General features: G+C 26.8%; 15 protein-coding genes. 9 read left to right on the top strand and 6 right to left on the bottom strand.

Going from position 1 to position 14,719, the window contains the following annotated elements; translation table 11 throughout:
- Window positions 1-11 precede the first annotated feature (11 nt).
- Window positions 12-557, bottom strand: coding sequence for a septum formation inhibitor Maf (gene maf, locus AELL_RS12890; protein ID WP_118918339.1), 546 nt, complete (start codon window positions 555-557; stop codon window positions 12-14).
- A 75-nt stretch (window positions 558-632) separates the two neighbouring features.
- On the opposite strand from maf, the gene AELL_RS12885 reads away from it, so the two are divergent.
- From AELL_RS12885 to AELL_RS12875, 3 genes are all read left to right on the top strand, one after another.
- The gene (locus tag AELL_RS12885; RefSeq protein WP_118918338.1) at window positions 633-1,520 is read left to right on the top strand and encodes a DMT family transporter; all 888 of its coding nucleotides are present in this window, start codon (window positions 633-635) and stop codon (window positions 1,518-1,520) included.
- A 1-nt stretch (window position 1,521) separates the two neighbouring features.
- Complete coding sequence (locus AELL_RS12880; protein ID WP_118918664.1) at window positions 1,522-2,811, top strand: tellurium resistance protein TerC; 1,290 nt, start codon at window positions 1,522-1,524, stop codon at window positions 2,809-2,811.
- 165 nt (window positions 2,812-2,976) lie between these two features.
- Window positions 2,977-3,903: an AEC family transporter gene (locus AELL_RS12875; RefSeq protein ID WP_118918337.1), complete on the top strand. Its 927-nt coding sequence runs from the start codon at window positions 2,977-2,979 to the stop codon at window positions 3,901-3,903.
- An 11-nt stretch (window positions 3,904-3,914) separates the two neighbouring features.
- Here the strand turns inward: AELL_RS12875 and AELL_RS12870 are convergent, their stop codons facing one another.
- Complete coding sequence (locus AELL_RS12870; protein WP_118918336.1) at window positions 3,915-4,568, bottom strand: NlpC/P60 family protein; 654 nt, start codon at window positions 4,566-4,568, stop codon at window positions 3,915-3,917.
- Between the two features lie 23 nt (window positions 4,569-4,591).
- On the bottom strand, window positions 4,592-5,215 hold the full coding sequence (locus AELL_RS12865; protein ID WP_118918335.1) for an NlpC/P60 family protein: 624 nt from the start codon (window positions 5,213-5,215) through the stop codon (window positions 4,592-4,594).
- A gap of 126 nt (window positions 5,216-5,341) precedes the next feature.
- On the opposite strand from AELL_RS12865, the gene AELL_RS12860 reads away from it, so the two are divergent.
- Window positions 5,342-5,908: a hypothetical protein gene (locus tag AELL_RS12860; RefSeq protein ID WP_118918334.1), complete on the top strand. Its 567-nt coding sequence runs from the start codon at window positions 5,342-5,344 to the stop codon at window positions 5,906-5,908.
- Window positions 5,909-5,914: 6 nt separating this feature from the next.
- Here AELL_RS12860 and AELL_RS12855 read toward each other — a convergent pair whose 3' ends face one another.
- Together AELL_RS12855 and alaS are read right to left on the bottom strand one after the other, a co-directional pair.
- Entirely contained in the window at window positions 5,915-6,394 is a 480-nt protein-coding gene (locus AELL_RS12855) for a hypothetical protein (protein WP_118918333.1), read from the bottom strand.
- A gap of 10 nt (window positions 6,395-6,404) precedes the next feature.
- A complete protein-coding gene (gene alaS / locus AELL_RS12850; protein ID WP_118918332.1) occupies window positions 6,405-8,960 on the bottom strand; it encodes an alanine--tRNA ligase in 2,556 nt (851 codons plus the stop codon).
- Window positions 8,961-9,144: 184 nt separating this feature from the next.
- On the opposite strand from alaS, the gene trxA reads away from it, so the two are divergent.
- From trxA to mnmL, 5 genes are all read left to right on the top strand, one after another.
- A complete protein-coding gene (gene trxA / locus AELL_RS12845) occupies window positions 9,145-9,462 on the top strand; it encodes a thioredoxin (protein ID WP_118918331.1) in 318 nt (105 codons plus the stop codon).
- Between the two features lie 212 nt (window positions 9,463-9,674).
- Entirely contained in the window at window positions 9,675-10,604 is a 930-nt protein-coding gene (trxB, locus tag AELL_RS12840; protein ID WP_118918330.1) for a thioredoxin-disulfide reductase, read from the top strand.
- A 14-nt stretch (window positions 10,605-10,618) separates the two neighbouring features.
- Entirely contained in the window at window positions 10,619-11,392 is a 774-nt protein-coding gene (gene dapB / locus AELL_RS12835; protein ID WP_118918329.1) for a 4-hydroxy-tetrahydrodipicolinate reductase, read from the top strand.
- A gap of 12 nt (window positions 11,393-11,404) precedes the next feature.
- A complete protein-coding gene (gene purF / locus AELL_RS12830) occupies window positions 11,405-12,754 on the top strand; it encodes an amidophosphoribosyltransferase (protein ID WP_118918328.1) in 1,350 nt (449 codons plus the stop codon).
- Window positions 12,754-13,716, top strand: a complete 963-nt coding sequence (gene mnmL, locus AELL_RS12825; RefSeq protein WP_118918327.1) for a tRNA modification radical SAM protein MnmL/YtqA — start codon at window positions 12,754-12,756, stop codon at window positions 13,714-13,716. The genes purF and mnmL overlap by 1 nt, the downstream gene beginning before the upstream one ends.
- Window positions 13,717-13,741: 25 nt before the next feature.
- Here mnmL and AELL_RS12820 read toward each other — a convergent pair whose 3' ends face one another.
- Window positions 13,742-14,638 carry a LysR family transcriptional regulator gene (locus AELL_RS12820; RefSeq protein ID WP_118918326.1) on the bottom strand — a complete coding sequence of 299 codons (897 nt, stop codon included), beginning with the start codon at window positions 14,636-14,638 and terminating at the stop codon, window positions 13,742-13,744.
- Between the last annotated feature and the right edge of the window lie 81 nt (window positions 14,639-14,719).

Here is a 14,719-nt window from a genome sequence, read left to right as displayed (position 1 = left end):
ATCCTCTTAAATTAAAAAAACATTTTTAATTTTTCAACACACAATCCCATTGCACAACTTTCATATCCAACAACGTTTTTAATATAAGGTTTACAAAAACCTTCTACCATTATTGCTCCTGCTTTTCCAAAACAAACTCCAGAATCTAAATAATTTTTTACATCTTTTTCATCAAATTTTTCAAACTCATAAGAGGTAATAGAAATATCTATAAGTTCAATTTTTTTTGATTTATAAATCATACAAGTAATAACAGAAGTTTTATTTCCACTTTGAAGTTCAAGCATAGCTTTAGCGTCATTATAATCTTTTGCTTTTCTTAAAAGTTTTCCTTCACAAGTTACTACAGAATCAGCGACAAGTAAAGGCATATCTTCGATTCCATATTTTTTATAAAGTTCTTGAAATTTTCCAAGTGTTGCTTCATAACAAAAAGATTTTGGATTTGTTGTTTTTATTGAATCTTCATCAAAATTTCCACCATTTTGAATAAAATCTATTCCAAAATTTTTTAATAATAGTGCTCTTGTTGGTGAATTTGAACCAAGTCTTATCAAAATTGTCCTTTTTTATTTGGATTATACTCAATTTGAATATAATAAATTTTTAAAAATAAGATTTGAAAGTTAATTATGAAGTATTATGTTTTTTTAGTGTTGACTGTACTTTTTTGGTCAGGAAACTTTATTTTTGGACGTTTAGTATCTACAAGTATTGAACCTATGCAATTATCATTTTTTAGATGGTTTTTTGTACTTATAATATTATTACCTTATATTGTAATTCATTATAAAAATATATTTAGTGTGTTTAGAAAAAAGTATATTTCACTTTTGATTTTAGGAACTTTAGGAATCTCAGGTTTTAATACCTTTTTATATTATGGTTTACAAACAACAACAGCAACAAATGCTTTATTGATTAATTCGAGTATCCCAATATTTATAATAATTTTATCAGCATTAATTTTTAAAACAACTATTACAAAAATACAATTTATTGGAGTTCTTTTTTCAACTTTAGGAGTTATTTATTTGATTTTAAAAGGGGAAATAAATCATATCTTTGAACTAAAATTTACTATTGGAGATTTATGGATAATTGGTGCTTGCATTGATTGGGCTTTATATACTGTTCTTTTAAGATATAAACCAAAAGAGTTAGAACCTATGGAGTTTTTTTCTATAACAACACTTCTTGGAACAACAATTTTATATCTAGTTTTTATTTTCCAAGGTTACAGTATAGAATTTAGTTTTTTAGAAAAAAATGAAGTTTTATATTCTTTGATTTATATTGTGATTTTTCCTTCAATTTTATCTTTTTATTTTTGGAATAGGGCAATTCTTGAAATTGGAGCAAATAAAGCTGGTCAGTTTACTCATCTAATGCCAATATTTGGTGCAGTTTTAGCATATTTCTTTTTAGGAGAAGTCTTACAAACTTACCATATTGTAGGAATAATTTTAATTGCCTTTGGAATTTATTTATCAATTTTTCTAAAAAAAGATGAAAAATAAAATGTTGTTTTTGTCTAAAATCTCTGGAATTTTGATATTTTTGTCATTTATAACAACTTTGTATTCATATTTTTTTCAAGCAAATATTTTAATAATTTCTGGAATTTTGGCTTGGATGGCTTTTTTTATTCTTTTTCCTACACTAAAAAATAAACGTATAATTATTATATTATTGAGTTTGAGTATTCTTGCATTTTTTATTTGTTATATAAATAGTTATCAAATAAATTTGATAAAAGTATTTACAGTAAATCAATATTTATTAACTTTATTAATAGGTGTTGGTTTTTTAAGATTAATAGCAATTCCAAGAAAAGATAAAAATATAGATTTACCAAAAGGAAAACAATCTTTTATAAAAACATATTTGAGTGTACACCTTTTTGGTTCAGTTATAAATATCTCTTCACTTATTTTAGTTGCAGATAAAATGTACAAAAAAGCACCTTTGACAAATGCTCAAATAGTTTTATTAACAAGAGCTTTTGCAAGTGATGCATATTGGTCACCTTTTTTCGTAGCTTTTGCAGCTGCAATTACTTATGCGCCAAAATTAGAAACTTCAACTATTGTATTAAATGGAATCGTTTTAGCAGTTTTAACTTTTTTAATTACTTATTATGATGTGATAAAAAATAAAGAGTTTAACATAAAAGAGTTTTATGGTTATCCTTTATCTTTAGATTCACTTTTTTTACCAATTTTACTTGCCTTATTAGTTTTAATAACTAATCATTTTTATCCTGAAATAAAAGTGATAATTTTGATTTCTTTATTTTCTATATTAATGACAATTGTTATTTTACCAATGAAAAAAAGTATATTAGAATCTTTAAAAATTTTAAAATTTCATATTACTGATGAATTACCAAATATGAAATCAGAAATATCACTTTTTTTAGTTGCAGGAATGTTTGGTATCTCAATTAGTTCTATTTTAATTGGATTAAATTTATCTTTGCCTTTTGAAGTTTTTGATTGGCAAATAGCATCAATCTTACTTTTGATATTTGTTTTTTTAGCATTTATAGGAATTCATCCAATTATTACAATAGCAATTATTGGAGATTTTTTAAGTGGAGTGAATCATACTTTATTAGCAATGACTTTTTTGATGGCTTGGTCAACTACAGTTTCAACTTCTCCATTTTCAGGATTAAATCTCACAATTGTATCAAGATATAATTGTAGTGCAAAAGAGATATTTAAACTAAATATAGTATATGCGATTAAAATGTATTTTATTTGTACATTTTGTCTATTTTTATTATCAAAATATTTGCATATGTAATAAAATCATACAATTATCATATGATTTTATTAAAATTCTTTTCATAAAGGTAAATGTATAAGCATTCATTTGTATCCTTTCTGCTTCCTGTGTTGAAAATTATATGTTTACCTTATTTTTATTATAATTAGTTACAATTAGTCTAAATTATATTAAGAAGCTTTTATGAATTTATTTTTTATTTTGTTAGGAAAAATCTCTCCATTATATTTGAATATAGCAATAGGTTATATTTTATCACGTTATTTTAAAGTAAAAAGAGATTTGATAGCTTCACTTCTTATTTATATTTTAGGTCCAATTGTAATTTTTTTTGCTACTTTATCTATTAATATAAATCTTCAACTAATATTCTTACCATTATTTGTTTTTTTCTTTGGTTCTGCAATAGCTTTTTATATCCTTAAAAGATATAAGAAAGAGTGGAATGATGCAAGTATTAATACTTTAGCTTTTACTTGTGGTACAGGAAATACAGGATACTTTGGTATTCCACTTGCTATGATATTATTAAGTCCTGAATCAGCAAATATTTTTATCTTTGCAACTTTAGCATCTTTACTTTATGAAAATACAACAGGTTTTTATGTAACAGCAAAAGGAACTTTTACCGCTCGTCAATCAATTATGAAAGTAATTAAACTTCCATTACTTTATGCCTTTATTGCTGGGGTTTCTTTAAATATCTTAGGATTTAGAACACCTGAATTTTTAATTCCACATTTTGAGAATTTAAAATGGGCTTATGGAATTTTAGGAATGATGATGCTTGGTATGGGAATGAAAGGCTTTAATTTAAAAGAAGATTTGGATAAAAAATATCTAAAAGTTGCATATTTTTATAAATTTATCTTTTGGCCAGGAGTAATTTTATCAATAATAATTATAGATAGAAATTTTATTGGATTTTTAAATGAAGAGATTTATAAAGTATTGTTTTTATTCTCAGTAGTTCCACTTGCTGGAAATACAGTAACTTTAGCTGTATTATTAAAAGCAAGACCAGAAAAAGCCTCTTTTACAGTATTACTAAGTACCTTGATTTCAGTTGTTTATATACCAGTTGCTTTGATAATTTATGGAGGGTTTTAAAAGAGGAAGAATTAATTTATAATTCTTCTTGAAGTCCAATAATTTTTTTTGTAAAAAGGTTTATCAAGACTTGTATATTGGATTCCTTTAATTGATGCGTGCATAAAATTTCCATTTCCTACATAAACACCAACATGTTTATCTGTTTTACTTGTTTTAAAGAAAACTAAATCACCAGGAATTAGTTCAGCTTTTTTTACTTCTACACCCATATTAACTTGAGTAACAGTTGTTCTTGGTAATTCTATCCCAAATTTATCTTTATATACTCTTTGTGTGAATGCAGAACAATCAATACCTTTTTTAGATTCTCCACCAAGTTTATATCTAACATTTTTCCATTCATTATAGAATTCATTAAAAGCTTGTTTACGTTTAGGAATTTCTGAAGTTATAATATCTTTTGCATTTGATAACTCAAGATTTTTATTATAATTAGAGCTTTTATACTCTTTTGGATTAAATAATGTTTCATAATTTGCTAAAACACTTGGTTTTTGTGTTTTATTTTTAGTGTCATACAATTTTGCATAATCATCATAAGATAGAGTCGTTTTATTTTGATTGTTATTTAGATTTGAAGATTTATCTAAAGTTTGAATATTATTACTACAAGCAGTGAATAATAAGATTGTAGGTACTGTAATTAAATACTTTTTTATCATTGTTCTCCTTCTTATAATTGATATCAATCAATTATTCTTTGGGCTTTCCAATAATTTTTATTAAAATAATCATTGTCTAAATCTGAAATGGTAACACCGATTTTAGTTGAAGCATGCATAAATTTACCATTATCTATATAAATACCAACGTGCTTGGTTTTTCCTGTTTTAAAGAATACTAAATCACCAATTTCAAGCTCATTTTTCTTAATCTCTTTTCCAACATTAGCTTGCATAAGAGTAGTTCTTGGCATTTCTAAATCAAATTTCTCTTTAAATGCTTTTTGAATAAAAGCAGAACAATCGATACCTTTTTTAGATTCTCCACCAAGTTTATATCTTACACCTTCCCATTTACTGTAAAAATCGAATAATTCATTATTTAGTGCTGTTTTTTTAGTTACATAGTTTGTATTTGTAAATTCATCAAATATGCTACTTTTAGAATGGTTTTTAGAAAGTTGTTGTTGTTTATAATTTTTGTATTTTTGGTAATCACTTTCTTGAAATGAAGCATTTGAGTGAATAGAGTTTTTATTTTTGTAGTATGTAGACATATCTACACTTTCTTCGCTAGTTTTATAAGAACAACCTGTCAGAAATAAGGAAATATAAACAGACATAATCAATAAATTTTTTATATTCATATTTTATTTTCCCCCTGATAAAGCCATTTTCTATTAAAGATTTTATTTATGATATAAAAAAATGATTAATATGTCAAGTCTAAATTGATTAGGAGTATAATAAACTATTATTCTAAGGGGGAAAATTTGAAAAAATATTTTTTATTTTTAGGACTCATTTTTGTGTTAAATTCTTGTGTTTCGTCTCAAAACTTAAATTTAGATGAAAAAATAAAATTAATTAATGAAAAAAAAACTCTTACATTTGACAACTGTACAAATTTTTCATACATTTCAAATTCAGATGATAATTTATATGGAAAGATTTTTAGTGAATATATTAGATTAGATAGCTCTTGTAAATGGAATGGATTACAAAGAGGATTTTTTGTAGATTTATTTAAAGATACTATTAAAGCTAAATCATTAAAATTAGTTGAAAGGATTGAAAATAAAAATCTTGAAATATCAACTTATTTAGTAGATAATATATATTATGTAAACATAATAAATAGATATACAGTTTTTGAAGATTTATTGATTATAGATTATAAAGGTATATATTCAACTAATTTGATAAAAGAGTTTAATAAAGAGTATAAAAATATCTATTTAGATAAACTAAGACTTATGTCTAATTATTCTAATAGTTTAGTAAGAATGAATTTTATAAAAGGTTATTTTTCTAGAGAAAGTGAAAGGTTTGATAATTAAGAGGAATTAGTATCCTCTTAATGTAATTCCTAAAATAATTGCAATTAAACCTAAAACTATATTTGTAGGAATAAGATACTTAGCTAAAGGAACTAAGTGATTTTTTGCTGTTGCAAAATCACCATTATCAAAAGCTTTTTGAGCTTTGTTTCTTTTCATATATATAATGATAAAAATAATAGTCATTACAGTCCAAATAAGCTCTTTAGCAATTGCATATTTATAAAGTTCACTCTCTTTTAATTGTAAAGCTAAAATCATAATAATAGCTGTAATTAAAAGAAGAATAATAGAAGGAATAACCATAGAAAAAAATCTTTTTAGATTTTCTAAAGTTCTTCCTAATTTTATTTTTGGGTCTTCAATATTTTGCATAGAGTAATGAACTGCAAATCTAATTACAATCATTCCTCCAATCCAAATTATTGCAGATATAAGATGTAAAAAAATAATTAAAGTTGAGAAATTGTTAAATAATTCACTCAATTTCTAATCCTTATAAATTTTCTTTCGCATAATTTAAAGCAGCAATTTTTGCTTCTTCAACTTTTGTTACATCTTTTCCACCAGCTTGTGCGAAGTCAGGTCTTCCACCTCCACCTCCACCAACTATTGGAGCAATGTTCTTAATCCAATCACCAGCTTTGATGTTTGTATTTTTACTTCCTGCAACAATTAAAACTTTGTCATCTTTTGCTTGTAAAAGTAAAATTGCAAGTTTCTCATTTGCATTTTTCATATCATCAACAATTTTCTTTAAATCACCATTTTCAACAACAGCAACTACAACTTTTGTATCACCAATTAACTCTTCATTTATTGGCGTTGAAGTTTGGCTTTGAGCCACTTCAACTTCTTTTTTTAAGTCTTTAATTTGTTCTTTTAATTTTTTGATTCCAGAAATTACATCGCTATTTTTAACTTCAGCTTGAATTTCATTCATTTTTGAAATGATATCTTTAGTATATTTAATTGCTGAAGCTCCACAAACAGCTTCAATTCTTCTAACACCAGCGCTTACACCTGATTCTTTTACAATATAAAAACTTCCAATATCAGCTGTATTTCTTACGTGTGTTCCACCGCAAAATTCAACTGAAACATCTGAGAAACTAACAACTCTTACAACATCACCATATTTTTCACCAAACATAGCAATTGCACCTTTGTTTTTAGCTTCATCAATAGGTAATTCTTCAATATTTCCAGAAATTCCTCTTGCAATCATAGAGTTTACTAAATCTTCAACTTCTTCAATTTGTTCAGTTGTCATTGCTTTTGGATATGTAAAGTCAAATCTTAATCTATTTGCATCATTTAAAGAACCTGCTTGTGAAACACTTTCTCCTAAAACCATTTTTAATGCACTTTGTAAAAGGTGAGTAGCACTATGATGTTTTGCAATTTCATATCTATTTACAACAACTGCATCAACACTTTCACCTTGAGTTAAAGTAGAATTTTCTACTTTTACTTTAGATAGATTTAATCCATGGAATTTTGAAGTCTCTTCAATAATAGCAACATGTTTATTATCTTCTAAAGCTCCAATATCTCCCATTTGTCCACCACTTGTTGCATAAAATGGTGTTTTATCTAACATTACCCAACCAGTAGTGCCTTTTTCTAAAGTTTTTACTTCTTTAAAATGTTCATCTAATAATGCAACAATTTTTGATTTATAAGTGATATTTTCATAACCAACAAATTCGTTTATCCCATATTTTTCAATTAATTGTTTGAAATCACCATCATTTGAAGCGTCACCACTTCCTTTCCATGCAGCTTTTGCCATTGCTTTTTGTGCATTCATTAATTCATCAAATTTAGCTAAATCAACTTTTAAATTTCTATCTCTTAACATATCTTCCGTTAAATCTAAAGGGAATCCATATGTATCATAAAGTTTAAATGCAATTTCTCCAGAGAAAATCTCTTTTGTATTTGCTAACTCTTCATTAAATAATGACATACCTAAATCAATAGTTTTAAAGAATCTATCTTCTTCTAAAGTCAATTGTTCTTTTATGAAGTTTTTATTTTCAACAAGTTCTGTATAGTGTCCACCCATAATTTTGATAAGTGTATCAAGAAGTTGTGCCATAAATGGTTTTCTAAATCCAATTAAATAACCATGTCTTACAGCTCTTCTTAAAATTCTTCTTAAAACGTAAGGTCTTCCTTCATTTCCAAATAAAATACCTTGAGATAACATAAATGAAGTTGCTCTTAAATGGTCTGCAATTACTCTATATGAACCAATATTTTCAGAAGTTGCTTTTTTATTTGCAAGTTCTTCGATTTTTTCAATAATAGGTTTGAAGTTTGAAGAATCGAAGTTATTAAATACGCCTTCTTTAATTGCAATTACTCTTTCAAGTCCCATTCCTGTATCAATAGATGGTTTTGGAAGTGGATTTAATTTTCCATCAGCTGTTCTTTCATATTGCATGAATACTAAATTCCAGATTTCTAAAAATCTATCTCCATCTCCACCCATATAATCTTCAGAACTATTAAAATGTTCTTCACCTTGGTCATAGAAAATTTCACTACATGGACCACAAGCCCCTGTATCTCCCATAGACCAGAAATTATCTTTATCTCCAAATCTCATAATTCTTGATGGATCAATGTGTTTTGACCAAATTTCAAAAGCTTCATCATCATCATTATGAACTGTAACCCATAATTTATCTGTTGGGAAGGCTAAATTTACTGTAACAAATTCCCATGCATAAGCAATTGCATCTTTTTTAAAATAATCTCCAAAAGAGAAATTTCCTAACATCTCAAATAAAGTATGATGACGAGCTGTGTAACCTACATTTTCTAGGTCATTATGTTTTCCCCCAGCTCTTACACATAATTGGCAAGAAGTAGCTCTTGGGTTTTGTGGAGTTGGAATTGCACCAGTAAATATATCCTTAAACTGTACCATTCCTGCATTTGTAAACATAAGTGTAGGGTCGTCAGGAACTAAAGGCATTGATGATATTACTTCATGACCTTTACTTCTAAAAAATTCTAAATATTCTTTTCTGATATCCATAAATTATCCATTTTAAATTAAATTCTCTTATTTTATCTAAAAAAATATTTAGGCTTTATTAGTAAAAAGTTAAATAATTGTAAAACTAAATTTAAGTTTTCACAAGTTATAATCAAACATTATATTTTTATATAAGTTATATTGACAAAATCAAGAAATAGAAAATTAATAATAAGGAAATAAAATGGGAAAATATATTGAAGTAACAGCAGCTAATTTTGAAGAAACAACAAAAGAAGGTGTTTCAATGGTAGACTTTTGGGCTCCATGGTGTGGACCTTGTAGAATGATTGCTCCAGTTATTGAAGAATTAGCAGCAGATTTTGAAGGTAAAGCTAAAATTTGTAAAGTTAATACTGATGAAGAACAAGATTTAGCAGTTAAATATGGAATTAGATCAATTCCTACAATTTTATTTATGAAAAATGGTGAAGTAGTTGATCAAATGGTTGGAGCTTCATCAAAACAAGCATTTACTGATAAAATTAATTCATTATTATAATAATTAAAATAATAATTTATTTAAGGGAGAAGTTTTACTTCTCCCTTTTTTTATTTTAAATTAGTTTTTAAGATAGATATAAATTATTAAATGATAAAATTTTTCCTTAGTATTTTAAGATATAATTTAACCTATAACTTACAAATATTTTAGTATCATACGATTTTAAAAATCTTATGAACTATAAACTTAATTATATATAAGGACTTGATATGTTAGATTTAGCAATTATTGGTGGAGGACCAGCTGGATTAACAGCTGGATTATATGCGACAAGAGGTGGATTAAAAAATGTAGTTATGTTTGAAATGGGTATGCCAGGAGGACAAATTACAAGTTCATCAGAAATTGAAAATTATCCAGGACAAATAGAAGTTGTATCTGGAATGGATTTAATGATGAAATGGCCAGAACAATGTCAAAGATTTGGATTAAAACATGAAATGGCACAAATTGAGAATGTTACAAAAGTAGGTGATATTTTTAAATTAACAACATCAGATAAAAAAGAGTATGAAGCAAAAACTGTTTTAATTGCAACAGGTTCAGTTCCTAGACGTGCTGGATTTAAAGGTGAAAATGAATTTTTTGGAAAAGGTGTATCTACTTGTGCAACTTGTGATGGATTTTTCTACAGAGGAAAAGAAGTTACTGTAGTTGGTGGTGGAGATTCTGCTATTGAAGAAGCTATCTATTTATCAAAAATGTGTTCAAAAGTTTATTTAGTTCATAGAAGAGACACATATAGAGCAGCTCCAAGTACAATTGAACATATGAAACATGCTCAAAATATTGAAGAAGTTACTAATGTTACTGTTGAAGAAGTGTATGGTGACATGAGTGGTGTTCAAGGAATAAAAGTTAAACATAAAGAGACAGGTGAGATAAGAGATTTACCAACTCCTGGGGTATTTATATTTGTAGGAAGAGATGTTTTAAATGCTCCTTTAAAACAAGAAGATGGTTCATTTTTATGTGATGTTAATGAAGCAGGAGAAGTGATTGTTGATTTAAGAATGAGAACTTCTGTACCTGGACTTTATGCAGCAGGGGATATTAGAATTGATGCTCCAAAACAAGTTGTTTGTGCCGCAGGTGATGGTGCAACTGCAGCTGTTAATATTATTGAATATTTAGGATAAGGAATAATTTATAAATGATTAAAATAGGTATTTTAGGAAGCTCTGGAAGAGTTGGAACTCTATTGATTGATGATTTAGCAAATGACAAAGAAGCTAAATTATCTGCAGTTTATGTTTCTAAAAAGATTGAAAAAATTTTACCATCTGATACAGTTGTAACAAATGATATGAAAGTTTTATTTGATTCATCTGATGTAATTATTGATTTTTCTGCTCCAGTTGCAACTGAAGCACTTTTAACTGAAGTTGTAGAAAAAGGTGCTAATAAACCACTTGTTATTGCAACAACTGGCTTAAATAAACACCAACAAAATTTGTTATTAGAAGCTAGTAAAATTGTACCTATTTTATATGCTACAAATATGAGTTTAGGAGTTGCTGTATTAAACAAATTAGTAGCATTAGCTTCAAAAACTTTAAGAGATTTTGACATAGAGATTGTTGAACAACATCATAGACATAAAGTTGATTCTCCATCTGGAACGGCTTTAACATTAGCTGAACATGCAGCAAATGCAAGAGATTTAGACTTAGATGAAGTAAGAATTTCAGGTCGAGATGGGCAAATTGGTGCTAGAACTAAAGATGAAATAGCAGTAATGGCTTTAAGAGGTGGAGATATAGTTGGTCGTCATACAGTTGGATTATATAATGATGGTGAGTTCTTAGAATTAAATCATACTGCAACTGCAAGAAATACTTTTTCAAGAGGTGCAATTAAAGTTGCAAAATGGATAGTTGGTAAAGAAGCCAAATTATACTCAATCAATGACGCTTTAGGTCTATAAGGAATAATAAATATGTGCGCAATAGTTGGAATTTATGGGAATGATAATGCAGCAAGATTGGCTTCGATTGCTCTGTTTGCAATGCAACACAGAGGTCAAGAAGCAACAGGTATTTCTTCTTCATGCGATGGGAAAATCTATACAAAAAAAGATAGAGGTTTAGTTTCTGAAGTTTTTACAGATGAAGCATTACAATATTTAAAAGGTAATATGGCAATTGGACATAATAGATATTCAACTGCTGGAGGAGATTCTATTTTAGATGCTCAACCTGTTTATGCTAAATATAAATTAGGTGAAATTTCTATTGTACATAATGGAAATTTAATCAATAAAGATGAAGTAAGACAAGACTTGATTGACAAAGGTGCAATTTTCCAAACAGGAATGGATACAGAAAATTTAATTCATCTAATTGCAAAAAATACAAAAGATAGATTAAGAGATAGAATTAAAGAAGCTTTAAATAGAACTATTGGTGCATACTGTTTTATTGTTCAAAGTAGAAGTAAACAATTTGTTATTAGAGATAGATATGGTATTAGACCTTTATCTTTAGGTAAACTAAAAAGTGGTGGTTATATTGTTGCTAGTGAAACTTGTGCTTTTGATTTAGTTGGTGCAGAGTTTATTAGAGATGTAATACCTGGTGAAATGTTAATTTTTGATGAAGATAAAGCTGAACCAGAATCTATTCAACTATTTGAGCCTGAATTTAGACCTTGTGCATTTGAGTATGTTTATTTTGCTAGACCTGATTCAGTAATTGATGGTAAAAATGTTTATGTTACTAGAGAAAATATGGGTAAAGCACTTGCTTTAAATGATAAAGATAAAAATATTAAAGTTGATATGGTTATTCCAGTTCCAGATTCAGGAGTTCCAGCAGCTCTTGGATATGCAGCACAAAGTGGAATTCCTTTTGAGTATGGAATTATTAGAAATCACTATGTTGGAAGAACTTTTATTGAACCAACACAAGAGATGAGAGATTTAAAAGTAAGAATGAAATTAAGTCCAATGAAATCTTTAATTGAAGGTAAATCTTTACTTGTAATTGATGATTCAATTGTAAGAGGAACTACTTCAAAAAGAATTGTTAAAATCTTAAAAGAGGCTGGTGCTAAAGAAGTTCATTTTAGGGTTGCAAGTCCTGAGATTAAATTCCCTTGTTATTATGGAATTGATACACCACATAAAGAAGAGTTAATTTCAAATAATATGAGTAAAGATGAAGTTTGTAAGTATATTGAAGCTGATTCTTTAGAGTATTTAAGTGTTGAAGATTTAGTAAATGCAATTGGAAATGATAGAAATTACGCATTAGAGAGTTTTAACGGGGATTATTTCGTAAAAGCATAATGAGTGAATTAAAAAATGTATTAACTATTGGAAGATATTTAAAAAATAAATTTGGCGAAAAGATTTATAAAGTTCCTATCTCAATATCTGGGTTTACATGCCCAAATATTGATGGTACTGTTGCAAGAGGTGGATGTTCATTTTGTGAAAATGATTCTTTTAGCCCTAACTTACAAGAAAAAAAAACTAAATTCAAATTAAATCCTAATGTAAAAGAAAATCCTTATTTAGATAATCAATTAAAACAATTAGAATTACAATTTTTAGCTACTAAAAAAAGATTAGAAAATAAATTTGGTGCTAAAAAATTTATAGTATATTTTCAATCATTTACAAATACATACGCACCTTTTCCTACTTTAAAAGCCTTATATGAAAAAGCTTTGAGTTTTGATAATGTTATTGGACTTAGTATTGGAACAAGAACAGATTGTGTGACTGAGGAAATTTTAGATTTTTTAGTAGAAAAATCTAAAACTAAAGAGATTTGGGTTGAATATGGTATTCAATCATTTTTTGATGAAACACTTGTAAGAATAAACAGAGGAGACAATGTTTCAAATATGAAATATTGGATTAAAAGAACAAAAGAAAAAGGCTTAAATGTTTGTGGACATTTGATTTATGGACTGCCTAATGAAACTCAAGAGATGATGCTTGAAACCTTTAAACAAACAATTGAATTAAATGTTGATTCAATAAAATTCCACCCTTTATATGTGGTTAAAAATACTCTTTTAACTAACGAATACAAAAAAGGAAAATTTACTCCAATTTCAGAAGAATTATATATTGATACAGTGGTAAAATCGATAATTAATTTACCTTCAAATATCTCTGTTCAAAGAATCACAGCAGGAATTGATGATGATACACTATTATCACCTGAATGGTGTAGAGATAAACATACTCAAATGAAAAATATCAGATTAGCTTTAGAAAAAGAGGGATTTAATTATTAGAAATAAATACTAGATTTTCTAGTATTTATTTGATTTTTAGAAGATAATCAACAACATTTTCGATAAATGCATCGTGTTTTCTATCTTTTCTATATGCAATATATAACTTTCTTATCATTTTTTGATTACCAATTCTTGATTCATATAAAGCACCTGCTTTTAATAATGATTCAATTGCATTTCTTGAAACAATAGAAACAGTTGGAGTTGAATTTTTATCTGAATGTAAAACAGTTTGAACTATAGTTGTTGCACTTGTAACTTCACTTGTTACATTAAAAGTATCACAATCAGGATAATTAGCTTTTTCAAGATTTTCTTTAAATAATAATCTAGTATTTGATTCAGGATTTCTACAAACCCATTTATATGATAATAAATCTTCTGCTTTTGCTTTTAAAGGTAATTTTTGATTTGAAAAAATTACAATTTCATCTTCCATCCATTCTCTATATATTATATCTTCGTTTGGAACATAATTTTCAACTAAAGCAATATCAATTTTTTTATCTAATAAATCTTCAATAGCTTCATGAGAAACAGAAACATTTATTGATACATCATTGTGAATATTTTCTTTTAAATTATTTAAAAATCTAGGCAGAATATAATTTCCGATTATAAATGAAGCACCAAATACAAAAGTTACATTTTTATTCATAATTTTTAATAATTCTTTTTCTGCATTTGTAATACATTTTTCAATTTTTAAAGCAATACCATGAAGTATTTGACCTTCTTTAGTCAATTTTATACCGTTTTTCTTTCTATCAACAATTTGCACATCTAAATAATCTTCAATAAATTTCATTTGTTGTGTAACTGCTGGTTGAGAAATACCAAGTTTTGCAGATGCTTTTGAAAAAGATTTTTCTCTAACAACAGTTAGAAAAGTTTCCAATTTGGCAAAATCTGTGAGCATTATAATCTCCGTAAAATAAATTATGAAAATGATAACATTTATTTATATATAGAATAATTAAGAGAAATAATGAATTTATAT

Origin of the sequence: Arcobacter ellisii (assembly GCF_003544915.1) — a bacterium.
In the GTDB taxonomy this organism is placed as follows: Bacteria; Campylobacterota; Campylobacteria; order Campylobacterales; family Arcobacteraceae; genus Aliarcobacter; species Aliarcobacter ellisii.
This window is presented reverse-complemented; position numbering and strand designations above follow the sequence as displayed.

Excerpts from the sequence above, each read along its gene's own strand:
- AELL_RS12885 (WP_118918338.1), top strand. The coding sequence starts at position 633 with ATGAAGTATTATGTTTTTTTAGTGTTGACTGTACTTTTTTGGTCAGGA.
- AELL_RS12875 (WP_118918337.1), top strand. The coding sequence starts at position 2,977 with ATGAATTTATTTTTTATTTTGTTAGGAAAAATCTCTCCATTATATTTG.
- trxB (WP_118918330.1), top strand. The coding sequence starts at position 9,675 with ATGTTAGATTTAGCAATTATTGGTGGAGGACCAGCTGGATTAACAGCT.
- dapB (WP_118918329.1), top strand. The coding sequence starts at position 10,619 with ATGATTAAAATAGGTATTTTAGGAAGCTCTGGAAGAGTTGGAACTCTA.
- AELL_RS12870 (WP_118918336.1), bottom strand. The coding sequence starts at position 4,568 with ATGATAAAAAAGTATTTAATTACAGTACCTACAATCTTATTATTCACT.
- AELL_RS12865 (WP_118918335.1), bottom strand. The coding sequence starts at position 5,215 with ATGAATATAAAAAATTTATTGATTATGTCTGTTTATATTTCCTTATTT.
- AELL_RS12820 (WP_118918326.1), bottom strand. The coding sequence starts at position 14,638 with ATGCTCACAGATTTTGCCAAATTGGAAACTTTTCTAACTGTTGTTAGA.
- trxA (WP_118918331.1), top strand. The coding sequence starts at position 9,145 with ATGGGAAAATATATTGAAGTAACAGCAGCTAATTTTGAAGAAACAACA.
- alaS (WP_118918332.1), bottom strand. The coding sequence starts at position 8,960 with ATGGATATCAGAAAAGAATATTTAGAATTTTTTAGAAGTAAAGGTCAT.
- purF (WP_118918328.1), top strand. The coding sequence starts at position 11,405 with ATGTGCGCAATAGTTGGAATTTATGGGAATGATAATGCAGCAAGATTG.
- AELL_RS12880 (WP_118918664.1), top strand. The coding sequence starts at position 1,522 with ATGTTGTTTTTGTCTAAAATCTCTGGAATTTTGATATTTTTGTCATTT.
- mnmL (WP_118918327.1), top strand. The coding sequence starts at position 12,754 with ATGAGTGAATTAAAAAATGTATTAACTATTGGAAGATATTTAAAAAAT.